Source organism: Yoonia tamlensis (assembly GCF_900115105.1).
Classification (GTDB): domain Bacteria; phylum Pseudomonadota; class Alphaproteobacteria; order Rhodobacterales; family Rhodobacteraceae; genus Yoonia; species Yoonia tamlensis.
On the sequence record NZ_FOYP01000001.1, the window covers coordinates 412,104 to 438,331 of the forward strand.

Consider the following 26,228-nt stretch of genomic DNA (forward strand, 5'->3'; position numbering starts at 1 on the left):
AAAGAAAAAAGGTGCCCGCTGTCGGGCACCTTGGGTGTTGTTTAGTTTGCAGGCATCGCGTCGCGGATCGCGGCGGCTTCGGCCAGAACCTTGTCGACTTCTTCGCCGTAAACGCCGCGCGCCTGGTCGTAAACCGATGCAACCGCATCGCGGAACGGGCCGATTTCTGGCGTGATAATGGTTGCGCCATCAGCGGCAAGCTGTTCAAGCTGCGCAGCCTCGGAGTTTTTCACCAATTCACGGCTAAAGGCTGATGAATCCGCCGCAGCACGCAACACCGCGTCTTTGTCTTCGTCCGAAAACGATTGCCATGTTTCTTCGGCAATGGTCAGCGGCAGCGGCGAATAGACGTGGCGGGTCAATGTCAGGTTCGGTGCGACTTCGGTGAATTTGAGTGAAACAATTGTATCAACAGGGTTTTCCTGTCCGTCAACGGTGCCCTGCTGGATCGCCAGATATACATCGGTCACTGGCATGACGACAGTCTGGAACCCGATGGCCTCCATGGTCCAGCGGATCATGTCGTTGGGGAATACGCGCATCTTTTTGCCAACAGCGTCAGCGGGCGAATGCAGTTCAAAGTTGGTGGTATAGCTGCGGAAACCTGCTTCCCATGTGGATAGAACGCGGAAACCTACCTCTGGCAACTTGTCGAATTCGCCCTGAAGCCATGCAGAGTTGTCGTAGAATTCCCAGCCCTGTTCATAGCTGTCGACCAAAAACGGCATCGCTGTCAGGTTCAATGACGGCAGGTGCGTCGCATATGAACCGGTTGCGGATACGGTGAAGTCAACGCCGCCCAGTTGCAATTGCTCAATTGCCTTGGGGTCGTTGCCCAGCTGACCAGCCGGATAAATGCGGACCTCATAGCGGCCTTCGGTATATTCGGCGACCTTATCAGCAAACACCTGTGCCGCCTGATCACGTGATCCGCCGGGGTTATCTGTATGGCTGAATTGCAGGATTTCTTGCGCCTGTGCGGCCCCTGCAACAACCAGCAATGCAGCAACCGCCGCCGACATCTTCATTGTTGTTTTGATCTTCATGTTCATAATTTCCTCCCAAAGAACTGAACGTTGATATTGCATTTGTTTACGTATGCATTAAATTATGCGTTGTCAACTTTCGAAAACTGACGCCCGAAATAAATTTCACTTAGAACGACAGGAACGCCGGCTCATGAAGACAAATTTTGAAATCGCAGTGTTTGAAGGCGATGGCATTGGGCCAGAAATTACAGCGCCAACCGTTGCAATCTTGCGGCAATTGGCTGCGCAATCTGATGGCTATGATCTGTCATTTACAGATGCGCCTGCAGGCGCCGCGCATTACGCGCAAACAGGCGAATCGCTGCCTGCGGCATCAATGGAAATCGCCCGCCGGTCAGATGCGATTCTGCTTTCGGCGATGGGTCTGCCTTCGGTGCGCTATGCGGATGGCACCGAAATTTCACCCCAGATTGATCTGCGCAAAGCGCTGACATTATTCGCGGGCGTGCGGCCCGTCACGGTGCGCGCCAACCAGCGCACCCCGCTTAAGATCCCCGAAGGCCGCGAGATTGATTTTGTCCTGATCCGCGAAAGCACCGAAGGGTTGTTCTATACCCAAGGGCGTGGCGAAGTGACCAAGGACGAGGCCCGCGAAACCCTGCTGATCACCCGCGATATTTCTGAAAAACTGTTCAAATTCGCCTTTGAACTGGCGCGCACACGCAAAGAAACCGGCCGTGGTCCGGGCAAGGTCACATGCGTGGACAAGGCCAACGTGTTCCGCGCCTTTGCATTTTTCCGCGAAATGTTTGATGCCGAGGCCGCAAAACACCCCGATCTGGCCGCGGATCACGCCTATGTCGATGCAACGGCGCTTTGGATGGTGCTCAAGCCTTGGGAATTTGACGTGATGGTCACCGAAAATATGTTTGGCGATATTCTGTCTGATCTGGGTGCAGGGCTGATGGGCGGGCTTGGGCTGGCGCCTTCGGCGGATATCGGGCTTGAACATGCCGTGTTCCAGCCGTGTCATGGGTCTGCGCCCGACATTGCGGGCCAGGGGCTTGCCAACCCGTTGGCAATGATCCTGTCTGCTGCGATGATGCTGGAATGGCTGGGGATCAAGCACGATAATGCGGCGATGCTGGCGGATGGCACCAAATTGCGCGAGGCGGTGGAAGCCGTTGTGAGCAAAGGTGAAATCCTGACCCGTGATTTGGGCGGCGATGCCGGTACAGCGCAATCAGCCGCAGCCGTGGCCGCAGCGTTGAACCTGTCATGACGGGCAAAAGCCACCTGCGCGTTGCTTGCGTCGGGGCTGGCTATTTCAGCCAGTTCCACTATGGCGGCTGGGCGCGGGACGCCCGTGTGACGCTAGTCGGATCATGCAATCGCGACATCGCAAAGGCACGCGAAACGGGCCTGCCTGCCTTTGATGATCTGGCGCGCATGCTGGATGAAACGCAGCCGGATTTGTTGGACATCATTCTGCCCCCCGTTGCCCATGCCACCGCGATCCGCACGGCGTTGGCGGCGGGGATCAAGACCATGATCTGCCAGAAACCATTCTGCCAATCGCTGGACGAGGCGCGCACGATCATTGCCGAGGCGGACGCCGCGGGCGCGCGTATAATCGTGCATGAAAACTTCCGGTTTCAACCGTGGTATCGCGCGATCAAGACCGCGCTGGATGCTGGCAGCATTGGCGCGGTGCAACAAGCAACTTTCCGGCTGCGCCCCGGTGACGGGCAGGGCCCGCGCGCCTATCTGGACCGCCAACCGTATTTTCAAGAGATGGAAAAATTCCTGATTCATGAAACGGCGGTGCATTGGGTCGACACGTTCCGCTATCTGTTTGGCAACCCCAGCGCCGTCTACGCCGATCTGCGCCGGATCAATCCGGTGATCGCGGGCGAGGATGCGGGGTTTGTCCTGTTTGACCACGCAGACGGGGTGCGGGCACTGTTTGACGGCAATCGCAACCTTGACCACGCGGCTGACAACCTGCGGCGCACCATGGGCGAGGCGCTGATCGAAGGGACCAAAGGCACGCTGACATTGCTTGGTGACGGATCGGTGCAGTTGCGGGCATTCGGCACGACCACACCCCGGCAAATCAGCCCGCCCGATACTTGGGACGGGTTTGGCGGTGATTGCGTTTTTGCGTTGCAAAGCCATGTGGTTGCGGGGGTCTTGGACGGTGCGCCGCTTGAAAACCTTGCGGCGGATTACATTGCTGTTATCCAGATCGAGGAGATGATATATCGTTCCGCCCGTGAAGGCCGCAAAATAAATCTGGAGATTCCGTGACCGAAACTACCGCGAAAACACTGTCGTCAACGCAGCGCGCCGTGCATGAATTGCGCGGGCTGATTTTTCGCGGAGAGCTTCCCGCAGGGTCCGATCACCTCGAGGCCGAGCTTGCCCAGCGGTTTGGCATGTCGCGCACACCCGTGCGCGAGGCCGCGCTGATTTTGGAAAGCCAAGGGCTGGTCGAGTTGCGCCCGCGCAAAGGTGTGCGTGTGCTGCCGGTTTCTTCGGATGATATGCGCGAAATCTACGATGTGCTGACAGAGCTGGAAAGCCTCGCGGCAGGGCAGGCGGCGCAGCAATCCTATGCCGCCAAAGACCTGCAACAGCTTGAGGCGGCGATCAATGACATGGACCGCGCAATTGCGTCAGACGACCTAGAGGCATGGGCCGATGCCGATGACCGGTTCCACACGGAACTGGTGCGGCTTGGCAATAATTCGCGGATTGAAACAATCGTCGCGATGATGCGCGATCAGGTGCGCCGCGCGCGTGCGCTCACGCTGTTCATGCGGCCGCTGCCAACGCAATCGAACGAAGACCACCGGCTGGTGTTTGAAGCGATCAAGAACGGCGATCCCGCCGCCGCCCATGATATCCACAAGATCCATCGCCAGAAAGCCAAGACAATGCTGCTCGCGTTGCTTGAAAAACACCGGCTCACCCTGATTTAGGCAGCCGGTGCTGCGGTACTACGACGTGCGGCCGGATACTTTGGCTTGGTAGCGATCAAGCTCTGACAAAAGAACCGGCCCCGTTGCCACATCCATCCGGTTGCAGAACTCGGCCCAGACCGCGCCAAATGGCAGGTCTTTGATTTCTTCGGTGACCATCAGGCGGGTTGTGTAGTCAAGCCGGTCCTCTGCCGATTTCAACCGGTCCCAAGGCGCCAATAGCGCGCGCAAAAGCGCCTTTTGCATGTTGCGCGTACCGATCACCCAAGCAGCGGTCCGGCTGATTGTCGCGTCAAAGAAATCAAGCCCGATATGCGTGCGATCCAATAGGTCCGCGCTGACCAGTTCCTGCGCCATTTGCAGGATTGAATCATCCAGAAGGATCACGTGGTCACTGTCCCAGCGCATCGGGCGGCTGACGTGGAGCAGGATTTCATCAACTGAAAGGGCGACAGAACTAAGTTTGTCTGCGACGTTTTCTGTCGGGTGGAAATGCCCCATATCAAGGCACAAAAGTGTGCCTTTGCGGATCGCGTAGCCCATATAGAATTCATGGCTGCCAACGGTGCAGGCTTCTACGCCAATGCCAAACAGCTTGCTTTCCACAGCGTCCAGCAACTGCGCCTTATCATGGGGCGTTTGCATGATCGCATTCAATGACTGCTCAAGCCGTTGGCGCGGTGCAAAGCGGTCGACGGGCGTGTCTTTATACCCGTCCGGAACCCAGATGTTATTCACACAAGCCGTCCCAAGCGCCGCCCCCATTTGCGCGGCAATATCGCGTGACCGTTTCCCGTGTTCGATCCAGAAATCGCGGATCGCCTGATCGGGGTGGCTTAGCGTCAGATTGTCGTCGGCCTTTGCGTGGGCAAAGAATGTCGGATTGAAATCCAGCCCCAGACCCTGATCGCGCGCCCAATCCACCCAAGGCGCAAAATGGCTGAATTCAATTTCGTCGCGGTCCGGATTCTGATCGGTGTCCAGATAGCAGGCATGCAGGTTCAGGCGGTGTTTGCCCGGAATCATCGCATAGGCAAATTCCAGATCGGCGCGCAGTTCGTCGGGCGTGCGCGCCCGTCCGGGATGGTTGCCCGTCGCCTGAATGCCGCCGCCGGAACTGCCTGTTTTGGATTCAAAACCGACCACATCATCACCTTGCCAGCAATGCATGGAAATCGGAATTTCCGCCAGCCTGCGCAGGGCGGTTTCCGTATCGACGCCCCAATCGGCAAAGGCGGCTTTTGCGCTTTCATAGCTCATGTTCGTTCCTCCCTTGGCATCCCCGCTTAACGCGTGAACGCCTCTTTGTTGCCTGCATCGACGTTGATGATGTTGCCAGTCGACTTTGCCGACAGATCGGAGGCAAGGAAATAGGCAGCTTCGGCGATATCCTCGGGCAGGACCGAACGTTTGAGCATCGAGCGTTCACGGTACATTTCTTCGAGCCCGTCTTTGTCGGTGCCATAGGTGCCAGCCCGCTGGTCAAGCCATTCGCCCTGCCAGATCTTTGACCCCTTCAGGACCGCATCCGGATTAACCACATTTACGCGCACGCCAATCGGCGCACCTTCAAGCGCCAGACACCGTGCGAGGTGGATTTCAGAGGCTTTGGCCGTGCAGTAGGCGGAAGCATTGGGTGACGCGGCAAGGCCATTCTTGGAAGCCACAAACACAACAGCCCCGCCCATGTCCTGTACCTTGAACAGCTTGAACGCTTCGCGGCTTACAAGGAAATAGCCGGTTGAAAGGATGGCCATATTTTTGTTCCACAGATCAAGCGTTGTTTCCGCGATCGGGGCGGAACTGGCGATGCCTGCATTGCTGACCAGAATATCGATGCCGCCAAATTCGGCCGCGATGGCGCTATAGGCTTCGGCTACGGCGACCTCGTCGGTGACGTTCATGTTGATCGTGCGCACGACATCGGCCGAGTATTTGCCGCTTAGCCCTTCAAATGTCTCGGCCAATGCCGCGTCGTCAATATCAGCCAACATCACGCAGGCACCTTCGCGCAGGTACCGGTCCGCAGTCGCTGCGCCGATCCCGCCAGCGCCACCCGTGACCAATGCCACGCGACCCGCCAAAGATTTCGGCGCAGGCATGCGTTGCAGCTTTGCCTCCTCGAGCAACCAATATTCGATATCAAATGCTTCTTGTTCGGGCAGGCCCTGATATTCGGACACCGCATCCGCACCGCGCATCACGTTGATTGCGTTGACATAGAATTCGCCGGAAATCCGCGCGGTTGCCTTGTCTTTGGCAAATGTGATCATACCGACACCAGGGACAAGGTAGACCACCGCATTGGGGTCGCGGATGGCGGGGCTGTCGTCACGCTTGCAGCGGTCATAATAGGCCTGATATCCGACACGGTAATCGGCAATTGCAGTGTCCAGTCCGGCAATAGTTGCATCGACATCAGGCTTGGCAGGGTCGAAATCGACGACCAGCGGACAGATTTTTGTGCGCAAGAAATGGTCGGGGCATGAGGTGCCAAGCGCCGCCAAACGTTCCATGTCTTTGGCATTCACAAATTCGAGCACCGCATCGCTGTCGGTGAAATGGCCAACCATATGCTGTTGACCCGAGACATAACCGCGGATTGCAGGCATCAAACGGGCGGCTGTGGCGCGGCGCTCCTGCGCCGAGAGGCTCTTGTGGATCGCGCCGCCGAAAGCAGCTTTGCCATCGGTTTCGGCTTTGAACCAATCCATCGCTTTCTGGATGATCTCAAGCGTCAGCTCATAGCAGTCCTTTGCGTCGTCTGCCCATGTGAACAAGCCGTGGCTTTCAAGCACAACGCCCTTGGCATCCGGGTTTTTGGCGCAGAAATCCGACAGCCAGAGCCCCAGTTCATATCCCGGCTTTTTCCACGGCAACCAGCCGATGCTGTCGCCGAAAATCTGCTGTGTCAGTGCTTTGCTGTCTTTGGCCGCCGCAATCGCAATAATCGCATCCGGGTGCATGTGGTCGACATGCTTTTTCGGCACATAGGCATGCAACGGCGTATCAATAGACGCCGCGCGCGGGTTCAGGTTGAATGTGCAATGGGGCAGGTGGCCTACCATTTCATCTTCAAATTCGACGCCTCTGTAGATGCCGCGCAGTGCATTCAGCTTGTCCATATAAAGCGTCGAAAACCCGTCCATCTTGATCGAACCGACATCGCCGCCAGAGCCCTTGACCCAAAGCACTTCAACCATGTCACCGGTCAGCGGGTCTTTTTCCATCACCTTGGCCGAAGTGTTGCCACCACCGTAGTTGGTGATTCGCTTGTCCGAACCCAGAAGATTCGAACGATACAGCAGCTTTTCAGGCTCGCTCATCTTAGCGGCTTTGGATTCATTCCATTTGTTTTCAAGGCTTTGGCTGTTTTGAGAAGCTGTCATGTGTGTCTCCGTGGACGGCGGGTTATGTCTAACTATTCGAAATCAAGGTGACGGGAATGCGCGTTCAAGTCAATCAATATCAATCACAAACGATCATGCTGCGGTGCAGAATGATCGTTTATGACAATTAATGATTGACAAACTGTCGCGATTCGCGCCACCTTCTGTCCAATCAAAGGGGTTTCCCATGCACGAAAACGACCGCCACCGCGTCATTCTTTCAGCCGTACAAGACCGGTCACTTGTGACTGTGATCGACCTATGTGCGCTGACCGGCGCATCAGAGGCGACTGTGCGACGCGACATCAGCACGCTTGATAAACAAAAACGCCTGCGCCGTGTGCGTGGCGGCGCCGAAGCCATCACATCAAAGCCGTTTGTCGGTCTTGCCGGACGTCCGTTTTCGGTCAATGAAACGATGCATATTGCGGAAAAGCAGGCGATTGCCGCAGCCGCAGTGGAACTGTGCGATGAGGGCGAACCCATCATTATCAATGGTGGCACAACGACATTTCAGATGGTGCACCCGCTGGCGTCACGCCGGATGCAGGTTTTCACAAACTCGTTCCCGATTGCGGAGCATTTGCTGAAAAACACCCAAAACACCGTGATGCTGTCGGGTGGCATAATCTACCGCGAACAAAATATCATTCTGTCGCCGTTTGAAAACGACGTGACCCGCAATTTCTATGCCAAACGCATGTTCATGGGCGCCCAAGGCATCGGGCCTTTGGGGTTGATGGAAGGCGACCCGTTGCTGATCCAGGCCGAACAAAAGCTGATCGGGCAAGCCGAAGAACTGATCGTACTTGTCGACAGCAGCAAATTCGAAAACCGTTCGAGCCTTGTGCTGTGTCCGCTTGAACGGATTGACACAATCATCACCGATGACCGCATCGATGACCGCACGGCGGCCATGCTGGAATCGGCAGATGTGACACTGATCGTGGTGCCTGCGGGTGCCGCGCAGAAAGAGGGGGTGGCGAAACCGCCAGCCTGATTGAAACCACTCCAGGGAGGAAACCATGAGTGTATTGAAGAAACTAGCGGCAACAGCTGCAATGGCCACCGCAATGATGGCAACACCGGCATTCGCACAAGACGACGTGCGTATCGCGCTTGTCGTCAAAGCGCTTGGCATCGGCTTTTTTGAAGCTGCCGCTGAAGGTGCCCAAGAAGCCGCTGCCGAGCTGGGCAATGTCGAGATCATCTATACCGGTCCAACCGATACTACAGCCGAAGGCCAGATCGAAGTTATCAACGCCTTGATCGCGCAAAATGTTGATGCGATTGCGATTTCTTCCAATGACACTGATGCATTGGTGCCTGCCCTGCAACGCGCCATGCAGCGCGGTATCACGGTAATCAGCTGGGATTCCGGCGTTGCCCCCGAAGGCCGCCAATTGCACCTGAACCCGTCATCCAACCCGCTGATCGGTAATATGATCATCAAACTGGCGGCTGATCACCTGCCAGACGGCGGCGAAGTGGCCCTGCTTTCCGCGACAACCACATCGACCAACCAGAATATCTGGATCGATGAAATGATGGCCGTGATGGGCGACTATCCAGGCATCGAAGTGGTTGCGACCGTCTACGGTGACGATCTTGCCGACAAATCCTACCGCGAGGCCACCGGCCTGATGCAGTCCTACCCTGATCTGGATGCGATCATTGCCCCGACATCTGTCGGGATTGTGGCCGCCGCTCAGGCAGTTGTGGACGCAGGTAAAGTAGGTCAGGTAAACGTTACCGGCCTTGGTCTTCCGTCTGAAATGGCTGGCGCGATTGAATCCGGCGCATCGCAGTCATTCGCGATCTGGAACCCGATCGATCTGGGTTATTCCGCGACAATGCTGGCCTATGAATTGAGCCAGAACGGCGCTGTGGCTGAAGCCGGTGCCGAAATCCCGATGGGCCGCATGGGCAGCCTGACACTGGACGAAAACAACGAAGGCGCGATGGCTGATCCGTTTGTTTACGACGCCAGCAACATCGACCAGTTCAAGTCGATCTTCTAAGACGTCTCCCCCCCGTCTGGCCCGCCCGTCTTCGACGTCGGGCCAGACACCCCCAGCTTATCCAAAGTGAGAAACCGGATGACGACGCGAACCGCAGCTTCCACTTCGCCAAACGATACCCCCATTGTGTCCATGGACATGATCACCAAGACCTTTCCCGGCGTGAAGGCGCTTGATCAGGTCAAGCTTGATCTTTACCCCGGCCAGGTGACGGCGCTTGTTGGTGAAAACGGTGCGGGCAAGTCTACGACCGTCAAGATCCTGACAGGTATTTATGTGCCTGACGGCGGCACGATCCGCATCAATGGCGACGCGATTGCCTTTGCAAGCCCCAACGAGGCGGCCGCCGCCGGTATCACCGCGATCCATCAGGAAACTGTGCTATTCGACGAACTATCCGTTGCCGAAAACATCTATATCGGTCACGCCCCGCGCACGCGGTTCGGCCTGATCGACAAGGCCGCTATGCACCGCGCCGCAACAAAGTTGCTGGACGATATCGGCGCGCCGTTCAGTGCGCATACCCCGTTGCGCGACCTTGGTATTGCCAACAAACACCTTGTTGCGATTGCGCGCGCCCTTTCGGTTGATGCGCGCGTTGTGATCATGGACGAACCCACCGCAGCGCTGTCCCACAAAGAAATCGAAGAGCTTTATGCGCTTGTCGAGACGCTCAAATCCCAAGGCAAGGCGATTTTGTTTATCAGTCATAAGTTCGATGAAATTTTCCGCATTGCCGACCGCTATACCGTGTTCCGCGATGGTGCATTTGTCGGCGATGGCAAGATTGCCGATATTTCCGAAGGTGACCTTGTCAAGATGATGGTCGGGCGATCTGTCGACCAGATTTTCCCGACGCGCAGCCATGATGTTGGCGAAGAAGTTCTCAAGATTGTTGGATATGACCACCCGACCGAATTTGCCGATATCAATTTTACGCTGAACCGCGGTGAAATTCTCGGGTTTTACGGGCTTGTCGGCGCGGGCCGGTCCGAATTCATGCAAGCCCTGTTCGGGATCACAAAACCCGCTAAGGGGGTGTGCCGGATCAACGGGGATATCAAGGTGATCCGCTCGCCCGCTGATGCGGTGGGCAACGGGATTGTCTATGTGCCCGAAGATAGGGGCAAACAGGGCGCGATTATCGGTTTGCCGATCTTCCAGAATATCACCCTGCCTTCGCTTGGAAAAACCTCGCGCAACGGGTTTTTGAAGCTTGCCGAGGAATTCAAACTGGCGCGCGAATATTCGCAGCGGCTTGATCTGCGCGCAGCCTCGCTTGATCAGGATGTTGGCAACCTGTCGGGCGGCAATCAGCAAAAGGTCGTGATTGCAAAATGGCTGGCGACCCTGCCGCAGGTGATCATCCTAGATGAACCCACCAAAGGCATTGATATCGGGTCCAAAGCCGCGGTGCATGAATTTATGGCGGAACTGGCGGCGCAGGGTCTGTCTGTGATCATGGTCAGTTCCGAAATTCCCGAAGTCATCGGCATGTCCGACCGCGTAATTGTCATGCGCGACGGGCGCATTGCCGCGGAACTTGCGGGGGATGATCTGACGCCCGAAACGCTGGTGCGCCATGCCGCCGGAATCTCTACACCAACCAAAGGGGCCGCAGCATGACCCGATTTATCCCACTACGCGAAGCGATTTTGGCGGGGGCTATTTTCGCGCTTTTGATGATGATTGCCACGCGGTTTGCGGGCTTTGTTGCGCCGTCAAATCTTGCCAATGTGTTCAATGACACGGCCCCGCTGATCATTCTGGCGCTTGGCCAGATGGTCGTAATCCTGACCCGCTGCATTGATTTGTCGGTGGCTGCGAACCTTGCGCTTACCGGCATGGCTGTTGCGATGATCAATGTTGCGATGCCGGGTCTGCCAATCCCTGTCATTCTTGCCATTGCGATCACGCTTGGCGCGATCATGGGTGCGATCAACGGCATTCTGGTGTGGAAGCTCGCCATTCCGCCGATTGTGGTGACGCTTGGCACAATGACCATCTTTCGCGGTATCATCTTTCTGATTTCGGACGGGAAATGGGTCAACGCGCATGAAATGTCGCCTGCATTTACTGGCTTCGCGCGTACCGTGTTGCTGGGTCTGCCGGTTCTGTCGTGGATCGCCATTTTGACGGTGGTCATCTTTGGGATCATGATGGCACGCACCCCGTTCGGGCGGTCCATCTTTGCTGTGGGCGGCAATCCGCATGCGGCGGTCTATACCGGCATCAATGTCGGCAAGACGCAGTTCTGGGCTTTTGTGGTCTCGGGCGCGCTGGCGGGCCTTACCGGTTATTTGTGGGTTGCGCGCTATGCCGTAGCCTATGTCGATATTGCGGGCGGATTCGAGCTTGAAGTCGTTGCGGCCTGTGTCATTGGCGGGATTTCGATTGCAGGCGGGATCGGGTCGGTTGGCGGCGCGGTACTTGGCGCGCTATTTCTTGGCGTCGTCAAGAATGCGCTTCCGGTGGTGAATATCTCGCCGTTCTGGCAGCTTGCGATTTCCGGCAGCGCGATCTTGATTGCGGTTGCGTTTAACGCCCGCTCGGGCCGCACAAAGGGCCGTATCATTCTTAAATCAGCGGAGACCGCGCAATGACGGATACAGTCCAAACCCGCCACGTCCCTGACCGTTTGCAAGGCCGCGCGGCGCGTCTTCTCAAAAGCTGGGAAGCATTGCTGCTTGGCGTTGCTATCGCGATCTTTGTGATCAACAGCTTTGCCTCGCCCTACTTCCTGAGCGCATGGAACCTGAGCGACGCGACCTTCAACTTTACCGAAAAAGCGATGATCGCCTTTGCAATGGCACTGCTGATCATATCGGGCGAAATCGATCTTTCGGTTGCCTCGATAATCGCGCTTGCCAGTACTGCGATGGGGCTTGCGGTGCAACACGGGGCAGGGACGCCGGAACTGGTGGTAATCGGCCTGACGGTTGGCCTGCTTTGCGGCGCGTTCAACGGGTTTTTCGTGACAGTTCTTGGGCTGCCATCCATCGTTGTCACCATCGGCACCATGAGCCTGTTTCGCGGGATCAGCTATATCATTCTCGGGGATGATGCGTTTCGGGGCTATCCAGCCAGCTTTGCGTGGTTCGGGCAGGGGTATATTTACTGGGTCTTTACGGTTGAAATGCTGTTCTTTGTGGTCATCGCACTGGTCTATGGCGTGTTGCTGCACAAAACCAACTTCGGGCGCGCCGTTTACGCGATTGGCAACAACCCGACCGGCGCGTTGTTCAGCGGTATCCGCGTGGCGCGGGTCAAGTTCATCTTGTTCCTGCTCACGGGGGTGATGTCCGGAATTGCGGCGATTTGCCTGACCTCGCGGCTTGGATCGACGCGCCCCAGCATCGCAACCGGAATGGAGCTTGAGGTTGTGACGATGGTTGTTCTTGGCGGGGTGAATATACTTGGTGGGTCTGGAACAATCCCGGGAGTGGTGATTGCGGCCTTTGTGATGGGGCTTGTGACCTTTGGCTTTGGCCTGCTTAACGTGCCGGGGATTGTGATGTCGATCTTTATCGGTTTGCTGCTGATCGGGGTGATCGCACTGCCGCGCCTTTGGGCAATGGTCGCTGCAAGGCGCAAATCATGACCGGCCGCTACGTTTTCCGCATGACCCTTAACGACGGCATGGTGGATGAATACAAGCGCCGCCACGATGCGATCTGGCCCGAACTTGTGGACCTTTTGCACGCTGCCGGCATCAGCGACTATTCGATCCATCTTGACGCAGAAACCGGACATCTGATCGGGGTGCTTTGCCGGACGGATGGGCATCAGATGGATGATCTGCCAAACCATCCGGTCATGCAAAAATGGTGGGCATACATGGCCGATATCATGGAAACCATGCCCAATAACGAACCGGTTGCAGTGGCGCTCAGCCCGCTGTTCCACATGCCATGAACGCGCCAAAACATATCGCCGTGATCGACATCGGCAAGACCAACGCCAAGCTGGCACTGGTTGATCTAGGCACGCTGTCCGAGATTGCTGTCGTCACGCGGCCCAATGTTGTGCTGCAGGGGCCGCCTTGGCCGCACTATGATGTCGAAGGGCATTGGGTGTTCTTGCTGGACGCGTTGGGACAGTTCCACCGCGACCATGGCGTTGATGCGATTTCGATAACGACCCACGGCGCCTGTGCCGCATTGCTTGATTACACGGGCGCGCTGGCCGCACCGGTTCTGGATTACGAACACCGCTATCCCGCCGATGTTGTTGCCCGCTATGACGCGATAAGGCCGGATTTTTCGCAAACCGGCTCTCCGAGGCTTAGTGGAGGTTTGAACATCGGCGCGCAGCTGCACTGGCAGTTTGAACAGGTTCCGTCGCTGAAGGACCGTACCGCGCAAATCGTCACCTATCCGCAATATTGGGGACACCGTTTGACAGGAATTGCCGCAAGCGATGTGACCTCGCTCGGCTGCCACAGCGACCTTTGGAACCCGCATAAGGGAACATTTTCCGATCTTCCCGCAACGCTGGGCATAAGCGACAAAATTGCACCGGTGCGTCGCCCCAGCGACATCTTGGGGCCGATTTTGCCAGAGATAGCCGACGCCACAGGCCTTCCTCCCACAACGCCCGTTTGCGTCGGCATCCATGATTCCAACGCATCGCTTTATCCGCATGTGATTTCGCGGGACGCACCTGCCTGTGTGGTTTCGACGGGGACATGGGTGATCGCGATGTCGTTGACGGGCGATGGCAGCGCAGCAATTCCGCCGCTTGATCCCAAGCGCGACACGCTGATCAACGTGAACGCACGCGGGCGGGCTGTTCCCAGCGCGCGGTTTATGGGCGGGCGCACGTATGAAATCATACAGGCAGGTCACCCCTATGCACCGGACAAGCACGACGTTGCCGCCGTTCTGGATCAACGCGTGATGCTTCTGCCGTCTGTCGAAACTGGGTCTGGCCCCTTTCAGGGACGCAAAATGCAATGGCGCGGCCCAGAGCCGCAATTGGGGTCACCGGCGCGTTCGGTTGCGCTGTCGTTCTATCTTGGTTTGATGACAGGAACCTGTCTGGAACTGATCAACGGGGCAGGCCCCACGATTGTCGAAGGGCCGTTTGCGCGAAATGCAGAATTTACCGCGATGCTGCAAGCCGTCACCGGCCGGCCCGTTGTCACAAGCGCAGCCGTCACGGGAACCAGTATCGGTGCGGCCTTGCTGTTTGATCACGATCAGGCGCCGCCGAACGCAAGCACGGCAGCGCCGGTTGCGCCCGACAAATCACTGCTGGCCTACGCGGAACTTTGGAAATCATCGGTCCAAACCAAAGCCTGAACCTGCAGTACGGCCAGCGACAGAATCTGTCACCCCGTATTCGGGGCCGCCATGCGCAAGGTCCGCTTTGCGAGTATCCGGGGTCAGGCCGCGCTGACCCCGGTTATCAATTCGCAGCGAGCTGGCGCAAAAGCGGCGTGATCCGGCGCACCGTTGCACGGCGGTTGGCGGCCTCTGCGCTTTGGGTTTGCACCTTGAGAAATCCTTCGCCGTAGCCCTGCACAATCAGGTTTTCAGGTGGAATGTCGAAAGATTCTGTCAACGCAAGCGCGACCGATTCCGCCCGCCGATCTGAAAGGGTCAGGTTAAAGCTTTCGCTGCCTGTCGCATCGGTATGGCCTTCGATCAAAAAGACTTCGCGCGGGTTTTCAAACAACATTTCTTCGATCAGAATGCCAACCCGCACAAGGCTAAGCGCTTGTTCGGCTGATATCGCCGCGGACCCGCTTGCGAATGTCACGGTATCAAGGTCGATAGCCGGCACAAGGCGGCGCACCTGTTCGATCTCGCGGATCTGGCGCAAGCTGAAACTGCGCCCTGCATCATATGCCAGCGTTTCGCGCAAGGCGGCACGAAGGGCGATCAGATCACTGTCGGCTGCGGATAGGTTGCGCGTTGTCGGGCGCTGGTCCTCGAGCCGCTGCACATCGACGGCGGCAACCGGTTGGACATCGTCAAACAGTTCGATCTGGGTGCCGTCCGGATAGACAACAGCGCGCCGCAAAACGCGGCCACGCGTGTCGCGGATAGTGACAACTTGCGTTCCGTCAGCACGATCAAGCACGGTGCGTGTGGACCCGTCCGAGAAAGTCTCGGTGCGGACCGACGCGCCGGTCTGACGCAAAATTGCATCATCATCCTTGTAAATCGTCAGCCCGCGCGTGCCTTCTACAACCACGCGGTCGCCGGTGTTTTCGACCACGCGATCGCCATTGCGCAACACAGACCCGACAACAACCGCGCCCAGACCAACAAGAAGCGCCTTCTCGATGTTGCTTAGCCCTTGGGAATTATTGCGCGTTGTAGCTTCGGTCGGCGCGGCAGAGATTGGCGTTTCGAAATCCTCTTCGCTGGTCCGCACCGTGTCTGCATCAAGCGTTTCTTCGACAATTTCTGCGGCATCTGCGCCGGTATCTGCAGCCGCTGCTGCAGGCGCATCCGTGTCATCGCCGATGGTCGGATCGACAAGTTCCGCATCCGGTTGCGCCTCGGTAGCAGCGGCTTCTTCAACGGTTTGCGCTTCGGCAGCTGCGGCTTCTTCAGCCGCGCGTGCTTCTGCCTCTGCGGCTGCGGCTTCTTCAGCTGCACGCGCTTCTGCCTCTGCGGCTGCGGCTTCCTCTGCTGCACGCGCTTCTGCCTCTGCGGCGGCGGCTTCCTCTGCTGCGCGTGCTTCTGCTTCAGCGGCTGCAGCTTCCTCAGCGGCGCGTGCTTCTGCCTCAGCGGCTGCGGCTTCTTCAGCCGCGCGTGCTTCTGCCTCTGCGGCTGCGGCTTCTTCAGCTGCACGCGCTTCTGCCTCTGCGGCAGCGGCTTCCTCTGCTGCGCGTGCTTCTGCCTCGGCGGCTGCGGCTTCATCAGCTGCACGCGCTTCTGCCTCGGCAGCTGCGGCTTCTTCAGCTGCGCGTGCTTCTGCCTCGGCGGCGGCGGCTTCTTCAGCGGCGCGTGCCTCTGCCTCTGCGGCAGCGGCTTCCTCAGCTGCGCGTGCTTCTGCCTCGGCGGCTGCGGCTTCATCAGCTGCACGCGCTTCTGCCTCGGCGGCTGCAGCTTCCTCAGCTGCGCGTGCCTCTGCCTCGGCAGCGGTGGCTTCCTCTGCCGCGCGGGCTTCTGCCTCTGCGGCTGCGGCTTCCTCTGCTGCGCGTGCTTCTGCCTCGGCGGCGGCTTCTTCAGCTGCGCGTGCTTCTGCTTCAGCGGCGGCTTCCTCTGCTGCAAGCGCCTGCGCTGCGAGTGCCGCAAACTCGGCGAGTTCAGCGGGCGTATAGCCTTCGGGCCGTTCACCTTCGGGGCAGGGTGGCAGGCTTTGGTCAAGGCATCTTAAATCTGCATCTTGCGCCCAGGCGGCAGAAATAAGGGACGGGTGGGGCATGATCAGCGACAGGCTGGCGACAAGTGCGGTTGACGCTTTGAGCGGAGCAAGAGGCATGGGTTTTCCTTTTTCGGGCAAACGGAAGGGTCGGTTTTCAACTTTGGGTCATGCAACCAACCACGCGGCAGGGTGGCTGCAATAATTGGTCACTTAACGCGCCATTTACACGTGCCTGACTAACGCAAAGCAGCGCGCTATCCTATATCAACGCTTGGTGACGCAGTTTTCGCGGGGTGCCGCCGCTGGGCAGCACGGGCGTTTTTCAATGGAAACGCTGGCAATCCTCGTCAAGAAGATAGATGCGACCCAGCAGGTTGCCGTCAGTATCTACAAAACTGTTCCGCAAGGTGACGCCAGTGCCGAACATGCTGCGCGCTTCAAGGCAAAGCGTTTCAGAGCGACCTTCGATAAAGGCATTCAAATTATCGGTATCAGGCGTGTTCGCAACATAGGCATATTGCATGATCCGCATGCGCGCCTGAAAGTTGATGTCGATCAATGTGATCGCGGATGTCAGCTGCGCAGGCAGTTCTGCGCGCTTGGCGGTTAGCGTGTCGGTAATGGATTGATCCGTGCGGGTCACCGCGACTGCGTCACTTTGTACAGCGGGTTCGGGCGCCGGAGCCGCAAACATGAAATACCCGACAACAGCCACCACGACGGCACCAAGGCCAATGAAATACTTCAAGACGCACCACTTTGATGAATTGAATTTACGCAACTGTGATCGGTTTCATGCCAAGGGGCAAGTGGCCAATTGCACGGCCCCCAATAATCCGGTGCGCAGTGATGACCAGACAAAACGGCCGGTTTATGCCGCTTTGTGGTTGCTCATTGCGGCTGGCGGGCACGCCGATAAATCAATTGCTGTTATGCGCCAATGCAGCACCCAACACGGGCATCAAGATGTCGTCACTTTTCCAAGAAATATTTGTGGCACGTAGCACCCTTATGCGTCTTAACCGGCCCGCGACCGTGACAGAGGGCCTGAACGACCGGTACGGGGCAAGCGAGCGGAGCCCTTGAAACATCAGAATTTCGGTACGCACCTTTGACAGCAGCGCTTCAAGATCGAACGCCACATCAGGATTCTGGCGCATCGCCGAAAAAACCTTTGGATCTGCAGAAAGCCCAAATTTCCCGTTGAAATCGCGCGCGCGCTCGCCCGCCAATGCCATGAAATCGCGCCGCCCGGTTAATCCACGGGGTACAATTTCCTCGACGCTTTTCCAGAATGTCGTTTCGTCTTCGGCACGCAGGACGATGATCTGTTCCCATAGCGCTGCGGTCTGATCCGCCGTGATTGACCATTTTTGCGGCAGGTCCAGTAACAGCAGTTTCGAAAATCTGAGCCTTGCGACAGTTTCAAGCAGCAGCGCGATCATTGCGCCCCATCCTTGACCAAGAATACTTGCGTCAGGCAGCCAATGTGCCCGCATCGCGCTCAAAAGCACTTCGACATAAGCCTTGCCGGTATACTGGTCCTGCTCGAGCCATGCGCTCTTGCCGCGGCCCGGCAAGTCGACAGCGACAACGCGATAACCCAGCGCGGCAAGCCGCGGGGCCAGAGGCGCAAAATCGTCGCTGCGTCCGACAAGGTCATGGATCAGGAATATGACCTTCTTTGGCTCTTTTGGTTCCCAGATATCGACATGCACATAACTGAAAGTGCCGTCAATTTCGACCATGATGGGTTCGGCAAAGTGGTCGATATCACTGTCGGGCATCTACTAAATCTTCTAGCCGTTGCTCAATTAACGCAAGCCGCGCATCGGGGGCATGTTTCTGCCATTGCATTTCTGCTGCCAGACTGCGTTCGTGCCAAAATTCAGGGTCCTCCCAAAGCTTTGATATCGCTGTGACCCAAGGAATGGCAACCGATGGCGGCGGGATCAGCTGATGCTTTTCGCGCAGCGGGTCGGGAATATCAAAACGCATGGCGCCATCACCCAGATGTTCCGGTAGCCCACCGTGGTTCGCGCTCAATACCGGTATGCCCAATGACAATGCCTCGATGGCTGTCCGGCCACCGCTTTCATGCCAGAACGATGGCATCAACAGCACATGCGTGCGTGAAAAAACATCATTCATCGAAGGCTGTAAGCCGATCCGGCGGATGTTGCGCATTTCGGAAAACGGGATCCCGCTTACGGTTTCGATCTTGCCCAGATTTGATCTGCTTTCGACGACCAGAAAGCGCAGCGAAGGCTTTAGCTCACGCAGCATTTCCGCAATGCGGTAAAATAGCGTGACGCCTTTTGCGTAAGAAGGGTTAATGAAAGTGACATGCCGCGCCGCGCCGGCCGGACGGGTTGCATCCGGTTTCATCACAAACTTTCCGATCACGGTTGTCGCAAGCGCAAGCCGGTCCAGATAAAGGTCGTGGGTTGCGGTTGAATCCGTAAACACAAGGTCAACGTCTTGAAAAACATCAATGTTTTTATATCCCGGATGCGCAAGATAAAAGGCGGAAATGATGCCCGAATCTTTTGCCAGTTTACGGGCGCTGCATTCGAAATCAGTGCCGCCATAGGTCAAAATGGCGTCGGGTTGGAAATCCTTGACGACTTGGCGGAAATGGCCGGACACCTCGCGCACGGCATCCTGGCCCATTGCTGAAATCTTATGGGCGCCGACTGCATGCGCGACATGCCTGACCGGACCGTCGTTAAACACCCACAATCCGTCAGCGCTTTCCTTCTTGAACCCGCTCCAGCGTAGCATTTCATCGGCTGTCGGTTTCTGCCCGTTGTCAAATCCCGCGCCCGAATACGCCATGACCTCGTGGCCTCTTTCAGCAAGAAGCCGCAGGATCGTCCGGACAGAAATCGCTGCGCCGCTTGCCGGATCAATGAGACATGACAAAGACGTAAAAAGGATGCGCATAGGGGTCTCCTGCCTTGGTTCAAGAAAGCGGTTTTAGGATCAGTTGGGTTCCGTTTTCTTGACGCATGCTCGCGTCCCAGCGCAATCCGACGTGTTTTGATACCGGCGTATGGATGGAAACAGCGTCGAGAATAAGCGCAAGTGCCGCGAGTGCTTCGAGATTTGCAAAACGCGCGCCGGGGCAGATGCGTTTGCCATCGCCAAAAGGAATAAAATTGGACATGTGTTCCTTGCGCAAGGACCCGTTGTGGTGCCGGCTTATTTGAACCTGCATCGGATTATCAAAGACCTTCGGGTCCTGTTGGACGCCAATCACAGAAACAAGTATTCTTGCACCTTCCTTGATGTCCAAATCACCAATTTGGTCATCGCTTCGCGCAATGCGGCTTACAAAGGGGATGGGTGGGAAAATGCGCAATGCCTCGAGAAAGAAGGCATTCAAATCATGCATTTGCATCAGATCATCGGCCCCAAGCGGCGCCTGCGCCGTGCGGCTGCGTACCGATTGGCGCAAACGTGCCTGAAGCGCCTGATCCTGCCCGAGCAGAAACATTGCCCAAGTGACCGCGCTGGCCGTCGTATCAAATCCGGCAAACAGCATGGTCGAGAGTTCACCAAACAGGTCGACCTTGTCAGGGCCTGCCGCAGCGAGCGTAGAAAAAAGGCTGTTCGGCCCGCCGGCTTTTTTGGTGTCCAGCATTTCGTTGAAACGGTTCTGCAGACGGAGCTTGGCATCTTCCGCATCGATTTGAAGCATCGCATGGTCGACGCCGCCGCCATTTGGCCGCGGGAAATTTTCCCATGAAGCAAGCCTTAGAATAAGGCGAATGTCGTCGATTGTCTGGTTGCCCCAGTCTTCGATCTGAAAACCCAGCACGACTTTGCATAGGGTTGCAGCGGCGGCAAAATCTATTGCTGTATCAACAGGTTGCGCTGTCCCGTCCGACACGGAAACCAGATTTTCAAGCGCGGCTCGAAAGAAGATCTGCGTATATTGCACAATGTCGTCTGGTTCGACACCGGTAATGTGCGGCTGCGAAAAATCGCGCAATGTGCGCCAGCCTTCGCCGTCTGTCGTAAGCCGGCTATCGCCAAAAAGGCGCTTATAGCTGCCATAGTATTTTTGGTAACGACCCTGCGCATTGCGCAAGATTTCGCGCGCAGTGTTTCCGTCCTGAACAAGCGTGAACGGCGCGCCGCCCAGTTCAAGGATGATATTCTGGCCTGGTCGATGTCTTGCCAATTCATAAAGAACGCTACACGGGCTCTGCAACCATGCGCTTGCTAAGGGTGTGCCAGAAGTAATTATACGTTCAGTCAAGTCGGTGGCCTGTCAAAAAATGCGCCCCAAAATTGGGGCGCAATTGCAGAGCGTTCAAACTCTTGAATGGGTACCCATCAAAACTGTGTCGTGAAACCGACAAAGACACCGTGAACAAGTCGGGGGCCTGAACCGTCGAAACTGGCGTCTTCATCCGATACAGAATCGATATTCCAGAACTGCTGCAATTGATATCCAGCAGAGATTGTCGCGTTGTCCGACAAATAGTAGTCCACGCCGACTTGCGCATCCAGACTTGTCACATTTTTGCGCTCTGAATAGCTGCTGCTATAGCTGGAGCTGGAGCCACCCGAAGAGTAACTGGAGGTAAATGTTTCTGTGCGCGTACCGAACAGATATGCTGCGCCCACTTCGCCGGAAAAGCCGAATTGGGAACCCGGGGCAGGTTGCGTCGAAAATCCGACACCCACCCGCGGCCCAACGCCAAGAAACACGGATTCAAATTCGAAACTTGCTGATCCGCTACCGCTGCTGCCGACCTTGTCGAATTCTTCGGAAAGCGTAGACTTGCTAGCGAGCGCACGGGCACCATAGAACCAGCGCAAGTCAGCCATGCCAGTCGGAACCGTTGTGCCCATTTCGAAATCAAGCGCAGCAAATGACAGGCCTTCACCGCCCGCAAATGTCAAAGTGCCAGACCCTGAGGAGCCAGAGCCGGAGAACGAGCTTGAAAAACTAAAGCCGTCACCATCGGATACCCCGAACGACAATCCGAACGCCATGTCTTTGTTGGGTGAGGTCTGACGCGAAAGCGCCACTGAGCCCATATATGCGGGTATTCCTTCTTCGGCACCGATTTTGTCGAACGGGCCGCTTGACCCGCTGCTGGCTTCAAACTTGTCATTCCAGACGCCATCGGAAACGCCGACGCCGCCCTGTACATTCAATTTATATCCTGAAAGCATCGATTGTGTTTCAGCGGAAGCTTGCTGCGCTCCTGCTACGACAACCGCCACCGATGAGACCGAGCCCATCAACTTACCCAAACGCATGGAAAATCCCCTAACTCATAATCTATTGCTAAGTAATTAACACTAAGTTTACCTAAGGGAAACACTTTTTTACAGGGCTTCTATCTGGCTAGATTGAATCCAGGCTATAGCCACAGGCTTGCATCTGCGAACCGCAGGCATCGATGACACGCTCTTGCTGGGATTTTGACAGCTCTTTGTAACCGTCACCTGTCCGGCCTGACCGAAAGAACGCTTTTGCGCTTGCCGGACGCTCGCGAAAACCGTGCTCTGCTTCGGCCGCCTTGAGGGCGCCAATGGATGTGGCCGCGATTGCAGCGTCAAATCGGTCACTGTCGATTTTTAGACGCCATGCGCCAAATAGCTGGCGAAATTGGCTTGCCGGATCAGTTACTAGATCTTCGTATCGCAATATGGTGCAGGGCAATTGCTTCTGTGCACGCCAAGTCGACACATTTTGTGACCAGGAACCCGAAATAAAATAGCTGCCGCCAGGGATGCGCGGCAGAATTCGGTCTTTGGTTGTCACCCAGTCAATCGCCTGATCGTATGATACATTCCGAAAGGCAGCATAGGAAACAACCACATCAAGGGGGTTGCGCACAAGATAGACAGACGCGGCGCTATCACCAAGGCTGACTGTAGGTGTGCCATGGTGGGTGCCAAACAGATGGTGCGTTTTGACGAAAATATAGCTTTGTGCTGCCTGTGCAATTGCGCGATGCGCAAGTGGTCTTACCGATGCAAACGCTGCATCTGGCAATTTTCCGGCGCTTACGGGTAAGAACGGTTGATAGAAATTGCCGCTATTCTCGTTCGGGGCAAATGCTTGGGCCGTATCCGGCGTTAGCGCCCTGTTTGCGACGAAGTAATGCATCAGGAACATGCGCATCCATGTATTCCCCGACTTTGGATAGGATGCGATCCAAACTATTTTTCCCAACAGATCCTCCCGCCGTCGCTATCAGTCACCCGCATTTATGTTCAGCACGTTGTTTTTGCGGCCTTGCTTGACGACACCATCATAGCCGCGTTTGAAAAACACGCGCTTTCCCTTGTTCAGTTCGCGCGCGCCGCGCATCAAGCGCGGTGTGGCTTTGGGGTCAGACACGGCAACAACGGTCAATGCGGCCGCGTCCGCCTCGGCCGCGGGCAGGGGCCGCAAGATCGCACGATTTTCCATCCACTCTTCGCCCGTGTTTTCGTTGGTGTGCAGCCAACCGGCATAGCCGACAATTTGGTTGTCGCAGATTGCGGCCAGATTATTGCCGTCTTTCAACTGCCTGCGAATGACGCCTGACAAGGTGCCAATCTCGAAGTTCGAGAACACATCCGACTCGGCCAGAAAATCGATAACCATGCCAAAGGCCTCATAAGAGGCGGCCAAACAAACGATCGTCGTTTCACTAACTTCTTGGTTCATTGTGTATTGCTATCCCGTCCCTGCGTGTTTCATTCGTTGATACCCAGCCTGCCCAAATTTCCCGGATCAAGCAATCCGTCGATTTGGCGCTTTAACGGCACAAGTTTCCGCAAAGGCGGATTTCGGGCCATGCGATCGGCCGGCGCCTCTATGCTTTCAGCATCATTTGGCCACAAAAGGTCTCGCGGTAACATGTTGTCGCAGGCATTGGGGATTGCGCAAGGCTACGGATCGGTCACGCGCCGACACACAGCGACGCGTGTATTTCAATCATCGTCGTTCAGCAGGACAAACATGCCGCGTCAAGGCGAAGTTAAGGTTGCGAGTTTGCACTTAATGCAACACAATCAACTGCATAAGGGTGTGGGTGGCGGAGACTAAGGGACTCTAAACCAAACGCATTCAATCTCCTTTTTCTATTGATTATCAAACCTTTCTGAGTATGAAATTGGTCAGTAACGTTGGTCAGTGAGGAAGAGGGATGTCCGTCAAGTCGAACCGTTCAGAGCGCTTATTGGTCCTCAAGGGGAACACCTTTTGGTTCCGTCAAAGTGTCCCGAAAGGGGTCCATCAAGTCATCGGCGGGGCCAAGTTCATCATGCTCAATTTGCAGACTTCGAACATCACCGAAGCCAAGCACCTCAGGGACGACTTGGAAGCCACGACACGGGTCCAATTCAGGGACATTCTGAGGGGTCGCAGAGTCGCGTTTGAGTTTTCCGGCGTAAGTATTGCCAGCACCTCCACATCGCATTCACAGGCCCTCCCAGCGGCTCTCAGGGGCGAACTAACACGCAATGCTATGGCTGATGCTGAGGACAATGATGAACTGTTCCAAATTGTAGAGGCAGCAGAGGCTGAGGCAGATGCCATGCGCCCAGCGCAGCGGGAAGCCTTTGAACGGGCAATGATGGGGAAGGTCGAGATCGAGGAACACCTTGAAGACTACCTCAGCAAAGCAGAGCTTGCACCGAAGACCACCAATGAGAGACGCGGGCACGTCATGAAGCTGGCCCGATGGTGCAGTGAGAGGGGCAAGACACTGGACCAGATCGACAGGCGCGAGGCTGGGCGGTACGTGTCGGAGGAACTGGACCAGATGCACCCTGTCACTCAGGGCAAGCACATCACAGCGTTGCGGCAGTATTGGATTTATTTGGCACGTAGGGGGCACGTTCAGTTGCCCGTGGGGGAAACCGTAAAGACTGGCTGGCCTTGGAATGATCAACAGGTTGAGAAGAAGGGTAAGAGGGTCGAGAGAGGCGCTACAAAGGCCGTAGAGCGCCCTTTCACAGACACCGAGGCATCAACCCTCCTAAACTCCCCATTCCCCCTCAGGGAAGCCTACAAAGCCCCTATGCAGGACATCCTTCGCACCTCTTTATTCTCAGGGATGAGACAAGCTGAGATCATCACCTTGTGGGTCGAAGAGGTTGTGACTGATGATGATGGTCTCTGGTTCAACATCCAACAAGGCAAGACCGATGCAGCGGCCCGTATGGTGCCCGTTCACAGTTCCTTAGAGGGGATGATACGCGCCCGTATGGCAAACAAGTCAGGGCATGACATGCTCTTTCATGAGCTATCAGATGCAAGCAACCCCTCAGACACCTTCGGGAAGCGTTTCAAGCGCTATAGGGAAGCCTTAGGCGTTGATGACAAGCAACCCGGTGTACGTCGATCACTGGTCAACTTCCACAGTGCAAGGCGATGGTTTGCCACCAAGGCCAGACACGCGGGCATTGATAAGGACACCATAGCAGACGTGATAGGGCATCGACCAGACAAGCAGGACGTGACCTTTGGCAGATATGCGAGAGGGGCCAGTAGGGTGCAGCTTAGGGGGTGTGTTGAGGCCGTGAAGGTGGTGTGAAAAGCGTCGGTGGCGACGTATTTGAAAAGCTCAGCACGCTGCGCATTTGACCTGAGATTGAAACTGGCCACGCTTGGCCATTTTGACCAGTTCGCCTCACATACCAAACCCAGCCTGCACCCTTCGGTGGTTCACCAGATGCAAAGCCCAGCGGCCAACATAGCATACAACTTCACCAGCAACAGGGCGGGTCACCTCACAGACCCTTTCAACATGCACCTCAAAGCGCCTAGCGCGGATGTATGCGTAGTTCCATGTGATTGCGGCAGAGATATTCATGATCTTTCCTTTCATTTGAAGTGATGATGAAGGAGATAGATTTTCTATAAGTCATTGTAAAGTAACAATTTAATTCCACTGGGGGAACTGTTACGGGGGTGGAAAGGTGTTGTGGAAGTGATAACGCGTGCACTTTTCAACCAATGCAAAAAAGGAGCGCCTCGGTCGAACCGCTAAGGAGATCGCCGCCGAGATCGGTGAGGAACTGATCAAGGTGAAGGCAAGCCTGAAGCACGGCGAGTTTATCCCTTGGGTAAAGGAGCAATGCTCGTTCGCGCAGGCTATGGCTTACAATTATATGAAGATAGCTAACCTGAAACTTACAACGCGTTGTAAATTTGACCAGTGCAACAGCATCCGCGAAGTCCTCGCCCTCGGGAAACCTAAACCAACCCCTAAACAAGAACGCCGCGCGGCAACCCTTGATGATCTCCGTAAGGTGGAACGTCTACGGGCACTGAGGGATGACCCTGAAATTATCTCGCGGGAGAAATTTGTGGGGTGGGGGAGTGTCAATCGGCGGAAATGGCAAAGGATTGTTGTATATCAATAACTTAGGTATTTAACCCACCCGTGCTGGGGGGTTTAACCCACACAGTAGGATAGGTGGAAAGAAAGGTTACATATAAAGGTGTATGTTAAGGTTCATGTTAAGGTGAACCTTAGGGTTCATCTCTATCATCATCTA

At 56.2% G+C, this 26,228-nt stretch carries 23 protein-coding genes; 12 read left to right on the forward strand and 11 right to left on the reverse strand.

Going from position 1 to position 26,228, the window contains the following annotated elements; all coding sequences use genetic code 11:
• Positions 1 to 41: 41 nt before the first annotated feature.
• Entirely contained in the window at positions 42 to 1,052 is a 1,011-nt protein-coding gene (locus tag BM320_RS02135; RefSeq protein WP_242650934.1) for a TRAP transporter substrate-binding protein, read from the reverse strand.
• A 127-nt stretch (positions 1,053 to 1,179) separates the two neighbouring features.
• On the opposite strand from BM320_RS02135, the gene BM320_RS02140 reads away from it, so the two are divergent.
• Genes BM320_RS02140 through BM320_RS02150 form a run of 3 tightly spaced genes read left to right on the forward strand, consistent with a single transcriptional unit; the run spans position 1,180 to position 3,973 of the window.
• Complete coding sequence (locus BM320_RS02140; protein ID WP_090195863.1) at positions 1,180 to 2,271, forward strand: isocitrate/isopropylmalate dehydrogenase family protein; 1,092 nt, start codon at positions 1,180 to 1,182, stop codon at positions 2,269 to 2,271.
• The gene (locus BM320_RS02145; RefSeq protein ID WP_090195866.1) at positions 2,268 to 3,299 is read left to right on the forward strand and encodes a Gfo/Idh/MocA family protein; all 1,032 of its coding nucleotides are present in this window, start codon (positions 2,268 to 2,270) and stop codon (positions 3,297 to 3,299) included. Before BM320_RS02140 ends, BM320_RS02145 begins: the two co-directional genes overlap by 4 nt.
• Entirely contained in the window at positions 3,296 to 3,973 is a 678-nt protein-coding gene (locus BM320_RS02150) for a GntR family transcriptional regulator (RefSeq protein ID WP_090195868.1), read from the forward strand. The genes BM320_RS02145 and BM320_RS02150 overlap by 4 nt, the downstream gene beginning before the upstream one ends.
• A gap of 18 nt (positions 3,974 to 3,991) precedes the next feature.
• Here the strand turns inward: BM320_RS02150 and BM320_RS02155 are convergent, their stop codons facing one another.
• Entirely contained in the window at positions 3,992 to 5,233 is a 1,242-nt protein-coding gene (locus BM320_RS02155) for an L-rhamnose isomerase (protein ID WP_090195871.1), read from the reverse strand.
• 26 nt (positions 5,234 to 5,259) lie between these two features.
• Positions 5,260 to 7,362: a bifunctional rhamnulose-1-phosphate aldolase/short-chain dehydrogenase gene (locus tag BM320_RS02160; protein ID WP_090195874.1), complete on the reverse strand. Its 2,103-nt coding sequence runs from the start codon at positions 7,360 to 7,362 to the stop codon at positions 5,260 to 5,262.
• 187 nt (positions 7,363 to 7,549) lie between these two features.
• Here BM320_RS02160 and BM320_RS02165 point away from each other — a divergent pair, with 187 nt between their 5' ends.
• The 7 genes from BM320_RS02165 to BM320_RS02195 all read left to right on the forward strand — a co-directional run bounded on the left by BM320_RS02165 (position 7,550) and on the right by BM320_RS02195 (position 14,686).
• Positions 7,550 to 8,362 carry a DeoR/GlpR family DNA-binding transcription regulator gene (locus BM320_RS02165; RefSeq protein WP_090200261.1) on the forward strand — a complete coding sequence of 271 codons (813 nt, stop codon included), beginning with the start codon at positions 7,550 to 7,552 and terminating at the stop codon, positions 8,360 to 8,362.
• A 25-nt stretch (positions 8,363 to 8,387) separates the two neighbouring features.
• Positions 8,388 to 9,383: a rhamnose ABC transporter substrate-binding protein gene (rhaS, locus tag BM320_RS02170; RefSeq protein ID WP_090195876.1), complete on the forward strand. Its 996-nt coding sequence runs from the start codon at positions 8,388 to 8,390 to the stop codon at positions 9,381 to 9,383.
• A gap of 78 nt (positions 9,384 to 9,461) precedes the next feature.
• The gene (locus BM320_RS02175; protein WP_090195880.1) at positions 9,462 to 11,009 is read left to right on the forward strand and encodes a sugar ABC transporter ATP-binding protein; all 1,548 of its coding nucleotides are present in this window, start codon (positions 9,462 to 9,464) and stop codon (positions 11,007 to 11,009) included.
• The gene (locus tag BM320_RS02180) at positions 11,006 to 11,986 is read left to right on the forward strand and encodes an ABC transporter permease (RefSeq protein WP_090195883.1); all 981 of its coding nucleotides are present in this window, start codon (positions 11,006 to 11,008) and stop codon (positions 11,984 to 11,986) included. The genes BM320_RS02175 and BM320_RS02180 overlap by 4 nt, the downstream gene beginning before the upstream one ends.
• Positions 11,983 to 12,984, forward strand: a complete 1,002-nt coding sequence (locus tag BM320_RS02185; protein WP_090195886.1) for an ABC transporter permease — start codon at positions 11,983 to 11,985, stop codon at positions 12,982 to 12,984. The genes BM320_RS02180 and BM320_RS02185 overlap by 4 nt, the downstream gene beginning before the upstream one ends.
• Positions 12,981 to 13,298 carry an L-rhamnose mutarotase gene (locus BM320_RS02190; RefSeq protein ID WP_090195889.1) on the forward strand — a complete coding sequence of 106 codons (318 nt, stop codon included), beginning with the start codon at positions 12,981 to 12,983 and terminating at the stop codon, positions 13,296 to 13,298. The genes BM320_RS02185 and BM320_RS02190 overlap by 4 nt, the downstream gene beginning before the upstream one ends.
• Positions 13,295 to 14,686: an FGGY-family carbohydrate kinase gene (locus BM320_RS02195; protein WP_090195892.1), complete on the forward strand. Its 1,392-nt coding sequence runs from the start codon at positions 13,295 to 13,297 to the stop codon at positions 14,684 to 14,686. Before BM320_RS02190 ends, BM320_RS02195 begins: the two co-directional genes overlap by 4 nt.
• Positions 14,687 to 14,792: 106 nt before the next feature.
• Here the strand turns inward: BM320_RS02195 and BM320_RS02200 are convergent, their stop codons facing one another.
• The 8 genes from BM320_RS02200 to BM320_RS02235 form a co-directional block, all read right to left on the reverse strand.
• On the reverse strand, positions 14,793 to 16,823 hold the full coding sequence (locus BM320_RS02200; protein ID WP_090195895.1) for an OmpA family protein: 2,031 nt from the start codon (positions 16,821 to 16,823) through the stop codon (positions 14,793 to 14,795).
• 205 nt (positions 16,824 to 17,028) lie between these two features.
• Positions 17,029 to 17,454, reverse strand: coding sequence for a hypothetical protein (locus tag BM320_RS02205; protein ID WP_090195896.1), 426 nt, complete (start codon positions 17,452 to 17,454; stop codon positions 17,029 to 17,031).
• 172 nt (positions 17,455 to 17,626) lie between these two features.
• The gene (locus BM320_RS02210) at positions 17,627 to 18,493 is read right to left on the reverse strand and encodes an alpha/beta fold hydrolase (RefSeq protein ID WP_090195899.1); all 867 of its coding nucleotides are present in this window, start codon (positions 18,491 to 18,493) and stop codon (positions 17,627 to 17,629) included.
• Positions 18,480 to 19,652, reverse strand: a complete 1,173-nt coding sequence (locus BM320_RS02215) for a glycosyltransferase (protein WP_090195902.1) — start codon at positions 19,650 to 19,652, stop codon at positions 18,480 to 18,482. The genes BM320_RS02210 and BM320_RS02215 overlap by 14 nt, the downstream gene beginning before the upstream one ends.
• A gap of 19 nt (positions 19,653 to 19,671) precedes the next feature.
• On the reverse strand, positions 19,672 to 20,973 hold the full coding sequence (locus BM320_RS02220; protein WP_090195905.1) for a cytochrome P450: 1,302 nt from the start codon (positions 20,971 to 20,973) through the stop codon (positions 19,672 to 19,674).
• 77 nt (positions 20,974 to 21,050) lie between these two features.
• Positions 21,051 to 21,986, reverse strand: coding sequence for an Lpg1974 family pore-forming outer membrane protein (locus tag BM320_RS02225; protein ID WP_131802243.1), 936 nt, complete (start codon positions 21,984 to 21,986; stop codon positions 21,051 to 21,053).
• 88 nt (positions 21,987 to 22,074) lie between these two features.
• Positions 22,075 to 22,908 carry a sulfotransferase domain-containing protein gene (locus BM320_RS02230; RefSeq protein ID WP_131802245.1) on the reverse strand — a complete coding sequence of 278 codons (834 nt, stop codon included), beginning with the start codon at positions 22,906 to 22,908 and terminating at the stop codon, positions 22,075 to 22,077.
• Positions 22,909 to 22,929: 21 nt separating this feature from the next.
• Positions 22,930 to 23,388, reverse strand: a complete 459-nt coding sequence (locus tag BM320_RS02235; RefSeq protein ID WP_090195912.1) for a hypothetical protein — start codon at positions 23,386 to 23,388, stop codon at positions 22,930 to 22,932.
• Between the two features lie 481 nt (positions 23,389 to 23,869).
• On the opposite strand from BM320_RS02235, the gene BM320_RS02240 reads away from it, so the two are divergent.
• Together BM320_RS02240 and BM320_RS02250 are read left to right on the forward strand one after the other, a co-directional pair.
• Positions 23,870 to 25,261, forward strand: coding sequence for a tyrosine-type recombinase/integrase (locus tag BM320_RS02240; protein WP_090195915.1), 1,392 nt, complete (start codon positions 23,870 to 23,872; stop codon positions 25,259 to 25,261).
• Between the two features lie 406 nt (positions 25,262 to 25,667).
• A complete protein-coding gene (locus tag BM320_RS02250; RefSeq protein ID WP_090195920.1) occupies positions 25,668 to 26,093 on the forward strand; it encodes a DUF3102 domain-containing protein in 426 nt (141 codons plus the stop codon).
• Positions 26,094 to 26,228 lie beyond the last annotated feature (135 nt).